Source organism: Nocardia sp. NPDC004168 (assembly GCF_040610355.1).
Lineage (GTDB): Bacteria > Actinomycetota > Actinomycetes > Mycobacteriales > Mycobacteriaceae > Nocardia > Nocardia sichangensis.
This window is the reverse complement of sequence record NZ_JBEXME010000015.1, coordinates 21,012-39,525: the sequence shown is the minus strand read 5'-3', so window position 1 is coordinate 39,525 and position 18,514 is coordinate 21,012. Positions and strand designations below refer to the sequence as shown.

Genomic DNA, 18,514 nt, shown 5'->3' with positions numbered 1-18,514 from the left:
CTGCGAAGCCACCCACATCTTGCAAAAGTTGTGACGTGGAACATACGACGCGCCCGGTTAGGCGTCAATTACCTTCGGTGTGCACAAAATTAACTCAAGTTACCAACTAGTAGCTTGATCTTCCGCTGAACCATGTTGCCCAAGTGAAACATTCACTTTTGAAGGATTCACTTCCGAGCTACTCATGCACCCGCCGCGCGCCGATCCGATCGATCCGCTCCCGCCCCCACGCACCCAGCGGCTCCAGCGCGGCGTTCAGCGCGACACCGATCTCGGTCAACCGGTACTCCACCCGCGGCGGCACTTCCCGATAGACGGTCCTGTCGACGATGCCGTCCTCCTCCAGCTCCCGCAGCTGCTGGATGAGCATCTTCTCCGAGACGCCGGGCAGCCCCTTGCGGAGCTCGCCGAAGCGCCGAACCCGGTGGTTGTCCAACTCCCAGAGAATCAGCGCCTTCCACTTGCCGCCGACGACATCCATCGCCGCGTCGATCCCACAGAAGTACGGCCCCGACCGCTTCGAGCCCATCGTCCACCTTCTCCACCTGTTCACAAACCATTCGGTAAGTACCCCACAAAATAGTAGGTACTTGCCCGCCCGCCGGTTGTCGAGCACTCTTGATTTCAGCGCGCTGACCAGGATTTTCTCGACCTCAAAGGAGCTGAACCCGCAATGGCGGAGACCACGAAGACCCCGGTGACCATCCTGGGACTCGGCGCGATGGGGCAGGCGCTCGCCGCGACCTTCCTGAAGGCGGGGCTGCCGACCACCGTGTGGAACCGCACCCCCGGCAAGGACGCCGACCTCCGCGCCGCCGGAGCCACGAGCGTCGCCACCATCGCCGAGGCGATCGACACCGACGGCCCGATCATCGCCGTACTGCTCGACCACGCTTCGGTGCACGCCACCCTCGACCCGGTAGCCCACCGACTGGCCGGACGGCAACTGATCAACCTCACCAGCACCGCCCCCAACGAGGCCCGCGAACTCGCCGCCTGGGCGGCCCGTCACGACTGCGACTACCTCGACGGCGGCATCATGGCGATACCACCCATGATCGGACAGCCGGGCGCGTCCATCCTCTACAGCGGCTCACGGACGGTCTTCGACGCACACCACGAATCCCTCGAATTACTCGCTGCCGCAGAATACTTGGGCGACGACGCGGGCCTCGCCTCGACCTACGACTTCGCCCTGCTGGCGGCCATGTACGCCATGTTCGGCGGCTTCCTGCACGGCGCGGCCATGATGCGGTCGGTCGGCGTCCCCGCCGCCGAATTCGGCCGGCGAGCCGCCACATGGCTCACCGCGATGACCCAATCCTTGCCGCACCAAGGCGCCGTCATCGACACCGCCACCTACACCGACCCCATCCAGTCCATCGCCTTCCACAAAGCCGCACTCGACGCGATCAACCGCGCCAGCCGCGACGCCCACGTCACCCTCGACTTCGTCGCCCCCTTGAAAACCCTCCTCGACCGCCAAGTGGCCGACGATCGAGGAGCCCTCGGCTTCGAACGCACTTTCGAAGAACTTCTCTGATCCCCCGCGTGGGCCGCACTCCTTCCACCGGTGCGGCCCACACGCCCTTCGCCCGCAAACGCTCAAGAATCCGCAGGTCAAGCCGCGATTTGGTCCACACGGAGATGATCCGATAATCTTGCTGGGCACACCGGTCCGGGTGGCGGAATGGCAGACGCGCTAGCTTGAGGTGCTAGTGCCCTTTATCGGGCGTGGGGGTTCAAGTCCCCCTCCGGACACCAGTGCTAACCCCACAGGGGGTGGCACCAACAATTGCAAGTTGCTGTTGGTGCTGGTAGCGCACTTCTAAGGCCAAGGCTCGGTACAACCGGGCCTTATCGGCCGGATCTCCCGCAGCGAGCACCGCGCGGATGTCACCCAGCGAGTCGATCAACTTCCGGATCTCGGTGTCGGTGAGTCGATTGATCTTGGGAAGACTCTTCAACTCGGCCTGAGCTGCCGCTTTGTCCGCCTGTGCCGCGTTCATGGCCGTGACGAGGGCTTGCGGATCGACTCCGGCCTCGATGGCGGCGAGGTGACGCGCGAGTCTGGCCTCGGCGTCGGTGGTGCGTTGTCGAAGCATTCGCCGACGGGTGTCGGTGTCATCGGTGTCTTGGGCGGCCACGAGAGCCGCGATGGTGTTCTCGCGGTGCTCGCGATCGAACAGGCTCGCCAGCCAGCGGTCGATCGGCCCGACGACGATGTCTTCGCGCAGGTTCACTGTCCGGGGATGGTCTTGTAAGGCCGGACTGCCGGGGGCGATGGTTCTGGCGCGGCATCGGTAGTACACGGCGTCACGAACCAACTCCGCCTGCATCTTTCGACTACAGCCAGCGCAGCGCACGAGGCCGCTCAGTAGATACGGGCGCAGACCGCTGGATGCTCTGTTGCGTTCGAGCTTGGCGCGGGTGCGGTTGCCGCCGCCTGCCCGCTGGCGTCGCAGCAGTTGAGCCTGGGTGAAGGTTTCTACCGAGACGATGGGTGGATGCGCGGGGCTTTTCGAGCGAACGATGCGGTGGGTGGGCGAGCGCCGGAACCGGGTGACGTTACCGGCGGCAGCGTCGTCGGGATCGAGAAGTTCTTCGTGCTTGGTCCATCGTCCGAACACCGCGTAGCCGGTGTAGCGGGGATTCTGCAGGATCGCGGCAACGGTTCCGGCCTGCCAACCGTCCTTGGCGCGATGCCGGTTCTGCTCTGGTCGATGCGCTGACGGACACGGCACACCCTCCCGATTCAGAGCGATCGCGATCGCCTTATCGCCACGGCCAGCGAGGTAGTCACGAAAGATCCGCTGTACCACCGGGGCGGTACTCACATCGAGCGAAAGGATCCGCAACTTCAGCCCATCCGAAGCGCGATTAGGGTTCGGATGCGGCGGACCGTCCACCACTATGTACCCGTAGGGCGGTCGGCCTCCTTGGTGTCGGCCTTCGTTGAGCACTTGAGCGTCCATGCTGGCGCGGGTGCGTTGCTGAACATGCTGGCGTTCGGACTCACTCAGCCCGCCGAGCATGCTCATCATCATCGAGTGCGTGACATTGCGCGGGTCGAAACGCCCGCCGAGTTCCGGCACCCAAACTTCCACTCCATGCGCTTGCAGGCGTGGTGCGACCAAACTGAACTGGTTACCGAACCAGCACCGAGTGCCCTCACCGACAACGATGGCCGTCCACCCTCGGCCCGGATTCTTCAAGTCGGCTAGCAGCCGTGCGGCTTCCCGACGGCGATGCCAGGGCACCGACCGCGACTGGCCGATGTCGAAGTAATCGGCGACGATGGACGCTTCGGACACGAACTTCTCCGCGTTGCCTCGCTGCCACCGATACGAGGTCTCCGGATCCTGATTGTCCTCGGTCGAGCAGCGCCCGTAGAACGCGAACCGTTGATCATCGGCGCTTTCGACGGTTTCGGGGACCAGTCCCAGCAGTTCGTCGAGGACGGCCCATTCGTTGGGTTCGGTCGGCATCGTCGTCCCTCTCGCCGGAGTGTTCGCGGGAATGTCGAAGCAGAAGCGCAAGCAGTGCCCTGGCCGCGTCGTCGGTCAGCGCGGGTGGGCTGTCGGGGCAAACCACTCCGATGATGCCAGGCTCATCGCCTTCTCGGTTAACCCCCCGATTGCTGGCTTCAGTAGACATGCTCGGACCCCGAGCTTTCAAGCCCCTGCGCTGGGCTGAAGATGGCAGAACGCGCGCGATCGCCGCGGAAGGCTCGGCGCATGTCCGCGGAAAGGATGTACGGACCACCCGCAGCAGCGCACGGTCGTAAACCGAAACTCGATGCCAGCCGACCGAGCGCGAAACACTCTGTCCTGCGGTGTATTACGGAAGGTGGCCGACGATGCGGCCGAACCCCGTCTCCACGACTGAGAGGCGCTCTCGAATAACCTGAACGGGCGCGGATATCAGAACCAACCAGTGGCGAGCCTACGAACTCGCGGCGCGCTCCGCTGAAGGTAATGCCAGCTACGCCTGAAGGTGTTTCGAATCCCGCGCCAATGCCTGCGATTCGGGAAACCGCAGCCCGCGACACCATGGTCGTACTCCGAACTCGCTCGGTCGGAAGGAAACAACACCAGCTCGGCAGCACGCACGAGGGAAGCGATGAACCAGGCACGGACATGACAGTCTCCTGACGACCTGTCCGCCGATTCTCCCGCACCCAGGTTACCGGAACGACGGATCCGCCGCCGTTGCCTCGGGTGCGCTCTCGTAGACGCCAGATGTACTGATCGTGTCGATGTCCTCAGTTCAAGCGCGCGGGCAGCAGTTCGGCGACGAGTTCCTCGACACGGACCTTGATCTCGTCGCGGATCGGGCGCACCGACTCGACGCCTTTGCCTGCGGGGTCCTCGAGCACCCAGTCGCGGTAGCTGACTCCGGGGAAGACCGGGCAGGTGTCGCCGCAGCCCATGGTGATGACGACGTCGGAGGCTTCGACGGCGTCGAAGGTGAGGATTTTGGGTGACCGGTCGGAGATGTCGATGCCGACCTCGCGCATGGCTTCGACCGCGGCGGGGTTGATGGACTCGGCGGGCGCGCTGCCTGCGGAGCGGACTTCGATGGCGTCTCCGGCGAGGTGGGTGAGGAATCCGGCGGCCATCTGGGAGCGTCCGGCGTTGTGGACGCAGACGAACAGCACGCTGGGCTTGGATGCCATGAGCGAGTTGGCCTTTCAGCTGGTGGGGATGTCGAGTTCGGCAAGCAGGTGGCGGACGCGGGTTTCGATTTCCTCGCGGATGGGGCGGATGGCGGCGACGTCGAGTCCGGCGGGGTCGTCGAGGTCCCATTCCTCATACCGGCGGCCCGGGTAGAGGGGGCAGGCATCCCCGCAGCCCATGGTGATGACCACGTCGGCTGCCTGCAAGATTTCCTCGGTCCATGGCTTCGGGAATTCGGTGGTGATGTCGATGCCTACCTCGGCCATGGCTTCGACAGCGGCGGGGTTGATCTGCTCGCCGGGCTCGCTGCCGCCGGACCAGGCGACGGCGTTGTCTGCGGCGAGGTGGGTGAAAAATCCCAGCGCCATCTGCGAGCGTCCGGCGTTGTGAGTGCACAGGAACAGCACGGTGGGTTTGCCGGTGTGGGCTTTCCCCTCGACCTTGGCGAGGGCGTTGAGGCGTTGGCGGGCGAAGCGTTCGGCCAGTAGCGGTAGGAAGTTCATGACGGTGGCGCGGCCGGCGAATTGGTCGTAGGAGGAGTGCAGGAACCGTTCGATGGTCTCGACGCCGAAGGTGCCGTCGAATTCTCGCTGCAGGCGGGAGGCGGCGGTTTTGAGGGCGAGTTGCTGGTCGATGGTCAGGTCGTCACGAACGTAGGTGGCGTGGGCGAGGGGGCTGTCGCTCATAGCGGTGTTCCGATGCTGAGTGGTGTGACAGGGTCAGACGGAGGGCTCGAGTTCGGTGAGCAGGTGCTGCACACGGGTGTCGATGTCGTCGCGGATCAGGCGCATGCGTTCGAGGCCGTCGATACCGCGTTCGGAGGGTTCGTCGGTGTCCCAGTTCACGACCCGTACCCCGTCGACGGGATCGACGTGCGCTTCGCGGCCCAGCGTGACGACGAGGTCGACTGCGCGCAGCAGTCGCGGGTCGATCGGTTTCGGGGTCTCCTTGCGGATGTCGACGCCGACTTCCAGCAGCGACTGCACCGACAGCGCGTTGAGACTCGCGCCGGGGGCGGTGCCCGCGGAGTACACCTCGATGCGTCCTTCGGCGGCGTGGCGCATCAGCCCGGCGGCCATCTGGGACTTGCCGCCGTTCTTCACGCACACGAACAGCACAGCAGGGTTCGCGGTCACCGCTCGAGCACCTTTTCCTCTGCCACACCCGAAGAGACGGTCGCGGCAGTGCCGGAGGCGCCGAAGCGGGTGCGCAGCGCCAGTGAGACGTACACCAGCCCGACCAAGACGGGGACTTCGATGAGCGGGCCGACGACTCCGGCGAGAGCTTGGCCGGAGGCGGCGCCGTAGGTAGCGATCGCGACGGCGATCGCGAGTTCGAAGTTGTTGCCCGCCGCGGTGAACGCCAACGTGGTCGTGCGCTCGTAACCAAGGCCGAGGACGGCGCCCAGCAGGTAGCCGCCGCCCCACATGATGGCGAAGTAGGCCAGCAGCGGGATCGCGATCCGCACCACATCCAGCGGTTGGGAGGTGATCTGTTTGCCTTGCAGGGCGAACAGGATGACGATGGTGAACAGCAGCCCGTACAGCGCCCACGGCCCGATCCGCGGCAGCAGCGTGGATTCATACCAGTCGCGTCCCTTGCCGCGCTCGCCGAGACGGCGGGTCAGATAGCCCGCCAGCAGCGGAATCCCGAGGAAGATCAGCACCGACTTCGCGATCTGCCACGGCGAGGTGTCGATCGTGGTCTGCTCCAACCCGAGCCAGCCCGGCAGCACCGACAGGTAGAACCAGCCCAGCACGGCGAACATGAGCACCTGGAACATCGAATTCAGTGCCACCAGCACCGCGGCGGCTTCGCGGTCACCGCAGGCCAAATCGTTCCAGATGATGACCATCGCGATGCAGCGCGCCAACCCCACGATGATCAACCCGGTGCGATACTCCGGCAGATCCGGCAACAGCAGCCACGCCAGGGCGAACATCAACGCCGGGCCCAGCACCCAGTTCAGGATGAGGGAGCCGAGAAGAAGACCGCGGTCGCCGGTGACGGAGTCGAGGCGGTCGTAGCGGACTTTTGCCAGCACCGGGTACATCATGATCAGCAACCCGATCGCGATCGGCAGCGAGATGCCGTCAATCTCTACCGCGCTCAACGCGTCCCCGAGGCCGGGGATCACGCGGCCGAGTAGGAGCCCGGCGACCATGGCGGCGCCGATCCACACCGGCAGGAACCGGTCCAGGGTCGACAGCTTGCCGACGACAGCAGTGTCGGGTTCGGTCCGCACGCTCACGCGCCCACCCCCAACGTGTCGCCGCTGTTGATCAGCAGCACATGCGAAAGGCGTTGCAGCGCTTCGGGAACCACGCGGTAGTACACCCATGAGGCCCGGCGTTCGCTGGTCAACAGCCCTGCCTCGCGCAGCACCTTCAGGTGATGGGAGATCGTCGGCTGGGAGACATCGATGCCTTCGGACAGGTCGCACACGCAGGCTTCCTGGTTGGCGCGGGAGGCGACCACACTCAGCAGCCGCAGCCGCACCGGATCCGACAGCGCCTTGAACACGCCCGCCAAATCGGCGGCGGCCTGCGCGGTCAGTGGCTCTCGCACCAACGGTGCGGCAATGCACGCCTGGACCGGCGTCAACGGCAGCTGAGACTTAGACATGCATCGATATTGACAGATATGGAATCAGTGGCCAAGCGAACATCTGGTGAATGCCGGTCGGCGACCGGTCGCAACACCTCGTCCGAGGCGGGATCATCGTGGTCGGCCAGCGGTACGGAGACGGCATGACGTGGCCGGTGCGTTGCCTCACACTGGTCGGATGCCAACGCCCCGTCTATCGGACCTCACTCCCACGCAGGTCGTCCAGGTGCAGGATGCGCTGTTGCAGAACGCCGACAACCTGCTGAGGTCGGCCATCGCCGTGCTCGACTTGGGCAATGCTGGTTTGGCCCGATCGCTGGCTATTCTTGCCCTGGAGGAGTCCGGCAAAGCGATCGCGATACACCAGCGGCGCGTCGAAATGGCCTACGAACCGGAGGGCACACCCTTCGTGGACCAGCCTCTTCGACAGCTGTGGGGACGGCACGAGGAGAAGTTGCGCCGCGTGCACAGATTCCTGGTTCAGGAGGACTACTGGTTCGATGTCGAACCTCCCGACCCTGATGCCAACCTTGCGATCCTCGGAACTATCGAAGAATGGTCGAAGAACCAGAATGCGATGAAGCAGAAGGGATTTTACGTCGATGTCGAGGGAGGCATTATCGTGTCGCCCTCCGACGAGGTGGACAACCAAGGCTTGCGGGACATCATCGGTCGTGTTCATCAAATCGGTTGGCAACTGCGCCTCGGCGAGCACATCGAAGCCAAACAGCAGGCCGAATGCGCCGAGCCGACCCCGCCGGCGTCCCCGGAGAACATCAAGGAGATCCGGAAGCTGCTCATGAACGCGATGGGTGATGATGGCTTCGACGAAACGACGCTCGACGTTCTGCGGCACGGCAGGCCCGGAATGACCCTGAACAACGATGCCTATAGGTTGCATCTTCCATCGCCGGGGTCCAACCCGTTCCAGAACATGGGCAAACCGGGCTACGAGGCCCAAACTCGGGAATTGCTTCGACTCGGTGAGGAAAACGAGCTTCCGGACGAAGATTCCACACCCGACGATCAGAACATCGGCACCGAGCGCTGAGCACCGGTCACTCGCCGCGCGGGGTCAGCGCACCGGGCTGCGGCGTTCGAGGAACACGCTGTCGCGCCACTTTCCGTCGAGTTGGGCGATGCGTTCGCGCACCCCGACGGTGCGGTAGCCCGCGGAGTGGTGCAGGGCGATAGCGGCGCGGTTGTCCGGAAAAATGGAGGTCTGCAGGGTCCACAGCCCGGCTTCGTCGGCCGCGATGACTTGTTTGTGTAGCAGGGCTTTCCCGACGCCGCGTCCGCGCATCTGCTCGGCCACATACACCGAACTCTCGGCTACGCCCTCGTAGCCTTCATCGCGGGAGGCGTGGCTGAGTGCGGCCCAGCCCACGACTTCGCCGTCGATCTCGGCGATCCATCGGTGCTGCGGTAACCATCGCGCCTCGAGGGTGTCGCGGCTGGGAACCTCGGTGGCGGGTGTCGCCGTGCCGGTGGCGATGCCTTCGCCGTAGATGCGGCGCACCGCCTCCCAATCGTCTGCGCGCATCTGCCGGACGGCGACGTCGGCGGGCAGGTCCTCGGGGCAGCAGGGACGCGGGGTCAACACGCCCATGACCGCGTCGGCGGCGTGGGGCAGGCCGGTGCAGCAGGCGGGGTTGACCATCACCACGGTGGAGGTGCGGTCCTTGTGGACGCTGACGAACCCGACATCGGCGAGCTTGCGCACGTGATGCGACACCGTGGGCTGCCCGATCCCCAGTGCTTCGGCGAGTTCACCGACGGTGATCCCGGCCGGGCGGGTGGCGACTTGATGCAGCAGCCGCACCCGCGTCGGATCGGCCAGGCAGGCGAACCACTGCGCGTAGGTGGTGGCATCACCCACCGTCAGCGCGTCCACCCGGTCCGCACCGGCGGCGCGCACGACCGGCATGTCCAACGACGTCATAACCACCACTATATCGACGAACATCGATGCTTGCATTCATCGACGGACGTCGATAGAGTCCTGCATCAAGTTAATCGATGACCGTCGATGAAAGGATTCCTCATGGTGGACAAACTCCCCGTCGTGGTGGTCGGAGCCGGGCCGATCGGTCTGGCCGCTGCTGCTGAACTGCGTGAACGAGGACTGAACCCGCTGGTGTTCGAACGCGGCGCCACCGCTGGGGCGGCCGTGGGCGAGTGGAATCATGTGCGGCTGTTTTCCCGCTGGGCCGAACTCATCGCCCCGGCCGCGCGCCGCCTGCTCGAGCCCAGCGGCTGGGCCGCCCCGGCCGAGAACACCTACCCGACCGGTCAGGAGTGGGTGAACGATTACCTGATGCCGCTGGCGAAAGCCCTCGGCGAGGACGTGGTCGTCCTCGACACCGAAGTCGTGGGCGTGGCCCGCCGCGGCCGCGACCGGGTCGTGAACGCCGGACGCGACAGCGAACCGTTGTCGGTGCACCTGCGCTACGGCGACGGCAGCGAAGACCGGGTGCTGGCGCGAGCGGTGATCGACGCCTCCGGCACCTGGGGCGCGCCCAACCCCCTCGGCGGCGAAGGGCTGCCCGCGCTCGGCGAAACCGCTGCTACGGCGGTGATCGACTACCGGGTGCCCGACCTCGACGACGACACCGTCCGCGCCCGCTACGCAGGCAAGCACACCGTGATCGCCGGGAGTGGGCATTCGGCGTTGACCGCGATCATCGCACTGGCCGAGGTCGCGAGCAACGAGCCGGGCACCCGGTTGACATGGGTGCTGCGCCGCGGGGAGGTCGGGTCCACTTTCGGTGGCGGCGAGGCCGATCAGCTACCCGCCCGCGGCGCGCTCGGGCAGCGCGCCAAACAAGCCGTCGACGCCGGCCTGCTCACCGTGGTGACCGGATTCCGCACCGACGCAATCGAACCCACCGGCAACGGTCGGCACACGCTGGTGTCGGATGCCGGTCGCCGGATCGAGGAGGTGGATCGGGTGGTGGTGTTGACCGGGTTCCGGCCGGAGTTGTCGTGGCTGTCGGAGATCCGCCTCGGCCTGGATCCTGTGCTCCAAGCGCCGGTGGAGTTGGCGCCGTTGATCGACCCGAACGTGCATTCCTGCGGCACCGTCTACCCGCATGGGGTGAAAGAACTCTCGCATCCGGAGCCGGGTGTGTTCCTGGCCGGGATGAAAAGCTACGGTCGCGCCCCGACGTTCCTGGCGATGACCGGCTACGAACAGGTCCGCTCGCTGGCCGCCGCGCTCGCCGGGGACCACGAAGCCGCTGAACGCGTCGAACTCGCTCTGCCCGACACCGGTGTCTGCGGCGGCTCCGGAGTCTTCGACGCGCCGGCCGAAGAACCCGCTGAAACCACAGCTGGTGGCTGCTGTGGTGGTGCACCGACCGGGCCGGATGTGTTGTCGTCGGGGCCGGTGGCGTTGCAGGAACTGCCGTTGACCGCCGTGCCCGCCCGCTGAGGCGGCCCGTTGTGATGGAGGCTGTTTCCGCGCCATCGCGGCCAGCGGCCACCGGGTCCGGGTTGCGACGAGTGCTGGTGGTGCTGTGCCTCACCGAGATCACAAGCTGGGGAATCCTGTTCTACGCGTTCCCTGTGCTGCTCGGGCGCATCACCACCGACACCGGCTGGTCGGCGACCGCGCTGACCGCCGCGTTCTCCGCCGGGCAACTGCTTGCCGCCCTCACCGGCATCCCCGTGGGCCGCTGGCTCGACCGCCACGGACCCCGCGGGATCATGACCACCGGCTCCCTGCTGTCCATACCCGCCTTGATCCTGGTGGCGACCGCACCCACCTTGGTGTGGTTCGTCGCGGGCTGGCTGCTGGCAGGGATCGCGATGGGGGCGGTGCTGTATCCGCCGGCCTTCGCCGCCCTCACCCGCTGGTACGGCCCGAACCGGATCCGTGCGCTGACAGTGCTGACCTTGGCCGCGGGTTTGGCCTCCACCGTGTTCGCCCCGTTGACCGCGGCCCTGGTCGCGCACATGGATTGGCGGGCAACATATCTGGTTCTGACCGTGATTCTTGCGGTGGTGACTGTGCCGGGGCACTGGTTCGGGCTGCGGCTGCCGTGGCCGCCGCGCCCGCCCGCCGAACCCGAACACGCCCATCTCACCCACCCCGGACCGGTGGCGCGCAGCCGCGCGTTCCTGGTGCTGGCGATCTCGTTGAGCGTCAGCGGGTTCGCCTCCTTCGCCGTGGTGGTCACCCTGGTGCCGTTGCTGACCGAACGCGGTCTCGACACCACTGTCGCCGCGATCGCGCTCGGATTGGGCGGCGCCGGGCAGGTCGCCAGCCGCCTGGGCTACGCGACCCTCGCCGCCCGCACCAGCGTCCGCACCCGCACCGTCGCAATTCTGCTCGCCATCGCCGCCACTACCGCCCTGCTCGGGATGTTCACCACCGCCGCCGCGCTGATCGCGGCCGCGATCGCCGCCGGTATGGCACGCGGCGTGTTCACGCTGCTGCAAGCCACCGCAGTCACCGACCGCTGGGGCAGCGCCCACTACGGCCAGCTCACCGGCCTGCTGTCCGCGCCCCTGACCATCACCATGGCCCTGGCCCCCTTCGGCGCCACCGCCCTGGCCGCCGCGGTCGGTGGGTACGCCACCGCGTTCCTCATCCTCGGCGCCCTCGCCGCCGCTGCCGCGCTACTGGCCGCCGCTAGCATCCCCACCACGCCTGCGAAAGAACCTCACCGATGACCAGCACTCTGCAGCCCGCGCCGCCACCTGGCCGGTCACCGTCCCCGCGGACCCTGGTACGCGGCGGTCGAGTGAAATCCTCGGACGGAACCACAATCACCTACCTCGCCCGCGGTAAGGGCCCCGTCGTGCTCGGTGTGCACGGTGGGCTCGGCAGCGCGATCAGCCTGCTGCCGCTGGCCGAGCACCTCGCGGCCGATTTCGAGGTCGTCTTGATCAACCTGCGCGGGCACGGAACCAGCGGATGGGGCAACTCACCCCCGCACATCACCCACATGATCGACGACATCCGAGCCGTCACCGCCGCCGTCGGACCGGTCACCACCCTGTTCGGCTACTCCTACGGCGCGGTCATCGCCCTCGAAACCGCCCTCGCCGCACCGGAACACTTCAGCCGACTCGCCCTCTACGAACCACCCCTACCGATCACCTACCCGATCCCGGACATCACCCACCTCGAAAACCGCATCAGTGCAGGAGATTACGAACAACTCCTGTTGGACATCACCCCCGCTGCCGGTGGGTTCTCCGCCGCCGAACTCGCCGCCCTGCGCAGCGACCCGCTGTGGATGTCGAAAGTCGCGCACGCCCCCACCCTCATCCCCACCATGCAGATCCTCGCGAGCCTGCCGCCCGCCGTCGACCAGTACGCCGCGCTCACCCTGCCCACCCGGCTGATCGTCGGAACCACCAGCGCCCCATACATCCTCGACGCCGCCGACCACCTCGCGTCCGCGATACCCGGCCTCACTCGCGAAACGCTGCACGGGCAAGGACACCACGTCGACCACCACCTCCTCGCCACCTCCCTAGCCGCCTTCACCCACTCCTGACACACCCGCACCCACCGCCGAAACCCACAACTGAAAGAACGAAACTCATGAGCGACGCCATCGTCATCGGCGCCGGCCAATCCGGCCTGGCCGCCACCTACCACCTGCGCCGCCGTGGCCTGACGGTCACCCTGATCGAAGCCGGCAGCGAACCCGTCGGCTCCTGGCCGCACTACTACGACAGCCTGACCCTGTTCTCACCCGCCCGATACAGCTCCCTACCCGGCATGCCCTTCCCCGGCGACCCCGACTACTACCCCCACCGCGACGAAGTCGTCGACTATCTCCGCCGCTACGCCAGCAGCCTCGATGCCGACATCCACCTCGAGCACCGGGTGGACACCGTTACCCACGACGGACGCACCTTCACCGCCCACACCAACACCGGCGCCGCGTTCGGCGCACCCCGGCTGATCGCGGCCACCGGCGGGTTCGCCTCCCCGAACATCCCCGTTCTCCCCGGCCAGGACAGCTTCACCGGAAAACTCCTGCACGCCAGCCGATACCGTTCCCCACACGACTACACCGGACAGAACGTGATCGTCATCGGCGCAGGCAACACCGCCGTGCAAATCGCCGCCGAACTCGCCCAACACGCCACCGTCACACTCGCCAGCCGACACCCGGTCAAGTTCGTCCCACAGCGACCCCTCGGGCGAGACCTGCACTTCTGGTTCCGGATCACCGGATTCGACACCCTCCCACTCGGCCGATTCGTCACCCACCCACCAACCCAACCCGTCCTCGACACCGGCCGCTACCGCACCGCCCTCGCCACCGACAACCCCACCACCCGACCCATGTTCACCCGCCTCGACCGCACCACCGCCATCTGGCCCGACGGCACACGCCAGCCCGCAGACACCGTCATCCTCGCCACCGGCTACCGACCGCACCTGCCCTACCTGAAAGATCTCGGCGCACTCACCGACAACCACACCCCCCGCCACCGGCAGGGACTCTCCCTCACCCACCCCGGCCTGGGCTACCTCGGCCTGGAATGGCAACGCACCCCCTCCTCCAACTCTCTACGCGGAGTAGGCCGCGACGCCCAACACCTCATCACCAGAATCACCAGCCGTAAGCTGACGACATCGGCACACAGCGATGCTCATCCGAGGTCATGAACCAGCCGAAGTCACGGCGCCAGTCCGACCATGTGCACGCAACAAGCGATCCGGGCTCACGTAACGGCATGAGCGTGCGCTACTCCGTCCGCAACCTGGCCGGGATCGCGCTACGCTTCGGGTCGTGAGCCATCGAAGTCGACTGTGCCACATTGTCATCGACGTATCGGATCTCGACCGAGCGGTCATATTCTGGGGGCGCGCCCTCGACGCGACTGAGGAACCCCTGAACCCCAGCAGCCGCCGTGTCTACCGGCGTCTGCGCCTACCCGATTCCGAGGTACGGATCTTGCTGCAAGCGACCCCCGATGAGAAGGTGTTGAAGGAGCGGATACACATCGACATCGAGACCGACGACGTGGAAGCCGAGGTACGTCGACTCGAGGCGCTCGGCGCAGCCAGGTGGGATCACCAACAGGAACGCGGCTACGACTTCTGGGTCATGCGAGATCCTTGGGACAACGAGTTCTGCGTACTGCAAACCGAATTCCCTCACCTGCTGGCCAGGCGCCCGTCCTGGGATTGGCAGTTACTACTGCGTCCGGTCAGCGCGGAATGCGGCAAGAACGATCCCACGTAGGAATGCCCGCGCACGAAAAATAGGCGACATCCACTTCTGTCTGTGCAAGTACGCTCGACCACGTCAGCTGCCACCACGGCGGACAAAAACGCCAACTGCAGCCCGGTCACTCCGCGGCATGCTCTTCGAGGTTGCCGGATCCGTAGGACACAGGGTTCGGTCCTCACCCAGTATCCGGCTGGTCCAATGTAGGACCGAACCGAACGCCGAGCACACAGACCGAGCAGCTGGCCCTACCAGCTAGGCACACGATCATCGGCGTAGGCACGCCCTGCCAGCAAGACTCGCTCGTTGGTGACGACACTTCTCGCCGATACCGCCACATCCAGGCTCGGTCCTAGTTCGTCGATGAACAACGCCAGGATTCACCAGGAGAGAGCAAGCACCCCGCGAGCACTCGATGCCACGCCAGTTCGGTGAGCGCCGGGAGGATTCCAAGGTCCCAGCCGAATCTTCGACCGTGCCGCGATTGTCCTGCCCGCGTTCACTCACGCTGCGGCGAGGTGCGTCCTTTCCTGTGGTCCTCCGTCTGTCCTGATGCCAGTCCCCACGGATCAAGGAGTCACCATGACCGACCCGACCGAGTTCCAGTCCCCGGCGACAGTTCGCACGGACGCACCCCCGCAACCTGCGGCGCCCACCTGTTGCAGCACCGAACGGCAGACCGCGTGCTGTGATGACAGCGAAAAGGCGACATGCTGCGCTCCAGCGGCCACGGCCGGCGGCGGATGCGGCTGTCAGTAGCCCTCACCCGGGACAGCGCGGTGCGAGCCCCTCGAGGCTCGCACCGCACCTTTGTCTGGTCGTGGTGATATGCGGATGACCGGTGGACGTTCCGAGTCGATGCGCCGGTCTACTGGTCCGAGGGTGCGGTAGCACCACAGCCGCAGCCTGCGTCCCTACTGGCTGTGTCTCCGCAGGCTCCCTCGCGGGGTTGGTAGTCGTGGACGTGGCCGGTGCGGTCCTGGCTGATCCGGCAGCAAGCGTGCAGTTGGGCGTGCAGGGCGGCGCGGCCGCGTTGGACACGGGATTTCATCCCGGACACTGAGATACCGGCCTCGCTTGCGGCAGCGGCGTGCGTGCGGGCGTCGAGGTCGACCATCTTCACCGCGGCCGCCTGCTCGGCGGGCAGCGCGGAAAGCATCGGCACAAGGCAGGCGGCGAGTTCTTTCTGCGCCGCGTCGTCGGCGTCGAGTTCGTCCTCGCCCGCGGACGGGTTGTCCGGGACGGCGTCGACGGGTAGTTCGCGGCGATGGGGCGCCGACCGGTAGTAGTCGGTGATGGCGTTGCGGGTGATGGCATACATCCAACCCAGAAGCCGGTCCTGATCGCGCAAGTTGTCCAAGCTTTTGCCCATGCGCAGGAACACGATCGACAAGATGTCGTCGGCGTCTTCCGGGCGGGAGACCCGGCGGGCGATGAAGGCGCGCAGGTCGCTGGAAAAGCGGCGCCACAGCTGTTCGAGATCACCAGGTTGCGGCTGTGGTGTGGTCGCTGTGGTGGCCGTTGGCTGGCTCATGATCGGGATTCCTCTCCGTCTCCAGCATCCTCGCCTGCTAGCGCGGTGGCGAGCCCTTGGTTCGTCATCGCACGTAATGACGGTGATGACCGCGATCGGACGCATCCGTGCGTCCCTATCCGGAGTGTCACGTCTGTATGGGTGTCGAAGTCGATATCGGAATCTCCGATTCGACAAACCCAATCAGCGCGGTGAGGAGGTGAGAGCGATGCTCACGACACATCTGCTGTCGGATCTGACCGACGAAGAGGTCGATCTGATCGTGGCCGAGGAATTGCATCTGCTCGACACCACCCCATGAGCGCGATCCACGCCGCCACCGGGCATATCCGCTGAACCAGGACACACCCATGCGCCCCTACCTCGCCGCCGGGTAGGGGCCATCAGCGTGCCCGGTTCCAGGTAGGCGGACAGCGCACACGCGAAACCGCCTCGTCCTATCCCTGCCGGATGGAGGAGACGAGGCGGATGCGGCGTACGTCGTTCAGCGGGCACGGGCCGACCGGGCCCACCGGGCGATAGCGGGGGCAACGGTGACCGCGGCCCACAGTCCGAGCGCCGCGACCAGGGCGGTGACGGTGTCCGCGGTGGTGGCGGTGCCGAGAACATGTCCGCGCAGGGCGTCGGTGGCGTGGGCGACCGGATTGACCGTGGCCATGGCCCGCATCCAGCCGGGCATGGTGTCGATCGGTGCGAACGCACTCGAGACGAACATCAGCGGCATCATCACCATCATCCCGGCGAACTGGACCACGTCCGGGCGGCGTAGCCGGTCCCCGATCAGCCCGAACAGCGCGCTCATCGCCCCCGCCAGCACCACCAGCACCACGACCGCGGCAACGGCATCGACGGCGCTGCCGTGGAAGTCGAAACCCAGCAGCACAGCGGCGATCCCGAGCAGCCCGGCTCTCGCGAGAGTGAACACGGCCTCGTTGACGGTGCGAGCCACGCCGGGCAACGTCGCTCGCATGGGCAGGGCCGCGAAGCGGTCGTGCAGGCCGTTGGTGTGATCGATCGCGGCGGAGACTCCGGCGTTGGTGCCGGCCATCACCGTGGAGACCGCGAGCATGGCCGGGGTGAGGAAGTTGATGTAGCTGACCCCGGCCGGGAAGCCGGGTCCGGCGGCGACGCTGCGGAACACCTGGCTGAACAGCACGAGCATCGCCATCGGCATGGTCAGCGAGAACATCAGCAGCTGCGGGACGCGGGCGCTGGTGCGCAGGCTCCGGATGGTCAGGGCGGCGAGCTGGTCGACGATCGGGGAACGCCCGATCACGGTCGTACTAGTGGTGGTGGTCATCGGTGGGCTCCGGTGGTGTGGGCGAGATGGGAGAAGACGTCGTCGAGGCTCGGGGAAGTCACGTCCAGATCGGTGACGTCGATGCCGGCGCGGTGCAGGTCGGCGACTAGTGCGGTCGCGGTGGGGGCATCGTTGACGGTGACCGACACCCGCACCCGGGTGCCGTCGACCCGATCGGTGTCCGGGGTGAACGGCAGATCCGAAATCCGGTGGGCGGGGACGGTGGCGTGCAGGACCTTGCCGCCGACGATCCGTTTCAGCTCGGCGGGAGTGCCGCGAGCGGCGACCCGGCCGTGGCTGAGCACCACGATGTGGTCGGCGAGCCGGTCGGCTTCCTCGAGATACTGGGTCGTGAGCACGACGGTGGTGCCCGCGGCGGTGAGCTCGTCGACGACGTCCCACAATCCGGCGCGGGCGAGGGGGTCCAGACCGGTGGTCGGCTCGTCGAGGAACAGCACCGACGGATCGCCGACGAGGCTGGCGGCCAGGTCAATGCGGCGGCGGGAGCCGCCGGACAGTTCCCCGACCCGCCGGGTCGCGTATTCGTGCAGCCTGAGCCGGTCGATCAGCGCGTCGGCTCGTGTGAGGGCGGTGCGGCGCAGCCCGGTCAGGCGACCGATCAGCTCCAGGTTCTCCCGCGCGGTGAGGAATTCGTCGAGTCCGGCGTATTGACCGGTCACCCCGATCCGGCGGCGAACCTCGGTGGCATCGGCGATCACGTCCAGACCGGCGATCTGCACGCGGCCGACGGTGGGCCGCACCAGAGTGGTGAGCGCGCGGATCAGCGTGGTCTTGCCCGCAGCGTTGTGGCCGAGCACCCCAAGGGTCGTGCCCGCAGCGGCTTCCACGTCGATGCCGTCGAGGGCCCAGGTTTTGCCGTAGGCGACGTGCAGATCCTCGACCACGACGGCCGGGGCGGTCATCGCACACCCCCGACACGGTTGAACACGTGGTTGGAAAGATGGATGGTCATCGCAGGGTTCCTCTCGGAAGAAGGTGTGCTCCCACCCCGGGGTGGATGGGAGTCCGCTTCCTCAGACGAACCAGCCGCGCGATGGATGCACGGGGCCCAGCGGAGGTCGGTGATCATGTGGATCACACGCGGGGCGAGCTACGCCGGGTGCTGCAACCCATGCAGTGACACCGATGACAGCAGCCACTGCCACTCCCGACCCTCATAGCGGCAACGCGG

The 18,514-nt window shown here is 66.5% G+C and carries 18 protein-coding genes and 1 tRNA gene; 8 read left to right on the top strand and 11 right to left on the bottom strand.

Features of this window, described 5'->3' with window-relative positions; genetic code table 11:
* Positions 1–178: 178 nt before the first annotated feature.
* Entirely contained in the window at positions 179–529 is a 351-nt protein-coding gene (locus ABZW96_RS24460; protein ID WP_355077950.1) for a helix-turn-helix domain-containing protein, read from the bottom strand.
* A gap of 144 nt (positions 530–673) precedes the next feature.
* Here ABZW96_RS24460 and ABZW96_RS24455 point away from each other — a divergent pair, with 144 nt between their 5' ends.
* Positions 674–1,543, top strand: coding sequence for an NAD(P)-binding domain-containing protein (locus tag ABZW96_RS24455; protein ID WP_355077949.1), 870 nt, complete (start codon positions 674–676; stop codon positions 1,541–1,543).
* 133 nt (positions 1,544–1,676) lie between these two features.
* A tRNA-Leu gene (locus tag ABZW96_RS24450) sits at positions 1,677–1,764 on the top strand.
* Here the strand turns inward: ABZW96_RS24450 and ABZW96_RS24445 are convergent.
* The 6 genes from ABZW96_RS24445 to ABZW96_RS24420 all read right to left on the bottom strand — a co-directional run bounded on the left by ABZW96_RS24445 (position 1,743) and on the right by ABZW96_RS24420 (position 7,304).
* Entirely contained in the window at positions 1,743–3,488 is a 1,746-nt protein-coding gene (locus ABZW96_RS24445; RefSeq protein WP_355077948.1) for a recombinase family protein, read from the bottom strand. The two genes, ABZW96_RS24450 and ABZW96_RS24445, sit on opposite strands and share 22 nt — an antisense overlap.
* 776 nt (positions 3,489–4,264) lie before the next feature.
* Positions 4,265–4,678: an arsenate reductase ArsC gene (locus ABZW96_RS24440; RefSeq protein ID WP_281880391.1), complete on the bottom strand. Its 414-nt coding sequence runs from the start codon at positions 4,676–4,678 to the stop codon at positions 4,265–4,267.
* Between the two features lie 15 nt (positions 4,679–4,693).
* Positions 4,694–5,365: an arsenate reductase ArsC gene (locus ABZW96_RS24435; RefSeq protein WP_355077947.1), complete on the bottom strand. Its 672-nt coding sequence runs from the start codon at positions 5,363–5,365 to the stop codon at positions 4,694–4,696.
* A 33-nt stretch (positions 5,366–5,398) separates the two neighbouring features.
* Entirely contained in the window at positions 5,399–5,758 is a 360-nt protein-coding gene (locus tag ABZW96_RS24430) for a low molecular weight phosphatase family protein (RefSeq protein ID WP_355078054.1), read from the bottom strand.
* Between the two features lie 53 nt (positions 5,759–5,811).
* Positions 5,812–6,930: an ACR3 family arsenite efflux transporter gene (gene arsB / locus ABZW96_RS24425; protein WP_281880388.1), complete on the bottom strand. Its 1,119-nt coding sequence runs from the start codon at positions 6,928–6,930 to the stop codon at positions 5,812–5,814.
* On the bottom strand, positions 6,927–7,304 hold the full coding sequence (locus ABZW96_RS24420; protein ID WP_043737611.1) for a metalloregulator ArsR/SmtB family transcription factor: 378 nt from the start codon (positions 7,302–7,304) through the stop codon (positions 6,927–6,929). Before ABZW96_RS24420 ends, arsB begins: the two co-directional genes overlap by 4 nt.
* A gap of 160 nt (positions 7,305–7,464) precedes the next feature.
* Between ABZW96_RS24420 and ABZW96_RS24415 the strand changes: the two genes are divergently transcribed.
* Positions 7,465–8,337 (top strand): AbiV family abortive infection protein, encoded by an 873-nt coding sequence (locus tag ABZW96_RS24415; protein ID WP_355077946.1) that lies wholly within the window; start codon positions 7,465–7,467, stop codon positions 8,335–8,337.
* A gap of 24 nt (positions 8,338–8,361) precedes the next feature.
* On the opposite strand, the gene ABZW96_RS24410 is transcribed toward ABZW96_RS24415, so the two are convergent.
* Positions 8,362–9,228 (bottom strand): metalloregulator ArsR/SmtB family transcription factor, encoded by an 867-nt coding sequence (locus tag ABZW96_RS24410; protein ID WP_355077945.1) that lies wholly within the window; start codon positions 9,226–9,228, stop codon positions 8,362–8,364.
* Positions 9,229–9,330: 102 nt separating this feature from the next.
* Here ABZW96_RS24410 and ABZW96_RS24405 point away from each other — a divergent pair, with 102 nt between their 5' ends.
* From ABZW96_RS24405 to ABZW96_RS24385, 5 genes are all read left to right on the top strand, one after another.
* Positions 9,331–10,719, top strand: coding sequence for an FAD-dependent oxidoreductase (locus ABZW96_RS24405; RefSeq protein WP_355077944.1), 1,389 nt, complete (start codon positions 9,331–9,333; stop codon positions 10,717–10,719).
* Between the two features lie 14 nt (positions 10,720–10,733).
* Positions 10,734–11,963, top strand: coding sequence for an MFS transporter (locus tag ABZW96_RS24400; protein WP_355077943.1), 1,230 nt, complete (start codon positions 10,734–10,736; stop codon positions 11,961–11,963).
* The gene (locus ABZW96_RS24395; protein ID WP_355077942.1) at positions 11,960–12,796 is read left to right on the top strand and encodes an alpha/beta hydrolase; all 837 of its coding nucleotides are present in this window, start codon (positions 11,960–11,962) and stop codon (positions 12,794–12,796) included. Before ABZW96_RS24400 ends, ABZW96_RS24395 begins: the two co-directional genes overlap by 4 nt.
* A 47-nt stretch (positions 12,797–12,843) precedes the next feature.
* Positions 12,844–13,923, top strand: a complete 1,080-nt coding sequence (locus ABZW96_RS24390) for an FAD-dependent oxidoreductase (protein WP_355077941.1) — start codon at positions 12,844–12,846, stop codon at positions 13,921–13,923.
* A gap of 124 nt (positions 13,924–14,047) precedes the next feature.
* The gene (locus ABZW96_RS24385) at positions 14,048–14,503 is read left to right on the top strand and encodes a VOC family protein (RefSeq protein ID WP_355077940.1); all 456 of its coding nucleotides are present in this window, start codon (positions 14,048–14,050) and stop codon (positions 14,501–14,503) included.
* An 853-nt stretch (positions 14,504–15,356) separates the two neighbouring features.
* Here the strand turns inward: ABZW96_RS24385 and ABZW96_RS24380 are convergent.
* The 3 genes from ABZW96_RS24380 to ABZW96_RS24370 form a co-directional block, all read right to left on the bottom strand.
* Positions 15,357–16,022: a sigma-70 family RNA polymerase sigma factor gene (locus ABZW96_RS24380; RefSeq protein WP_355077939.1), complete on the bottom strand. Its 666-nt coding sequence runs from the start codon at positions 16,020–16,022 to the stop codon at positions 15,357–15,359.
* A 484-nt stretch (positions 16,023–16,506) separates the two neighbouring features.
* Positions 16,507–17,322, bottom strand: coding sequence for an ABC transporter permease (locus tag ABZW96_RS24375; protein WP_355077938.1), 816 nt, complete (start codon positions 17,320–17,322; stop codon positions 16,507–16,509).
* The gene (locus ABZW96_RS24370; protein WP_355077937.1) at positions 17,319–18,245 is read right to left on the bottom strand and encodes an ATP-binding cassette domain-containing protein; all 927 of its coding nucleotides are present in this window, start codon (positions 18,243–18,245) and stop codon (positions 17,319–17,321) included. The genes ABZW96_RS24375 and ABZW96_RS24370 overlap by 4 nt, the downstream gene beginning before the upstream one ends.
* Positions 18,246–18,514: the final 269 nt, after the last annotated feature.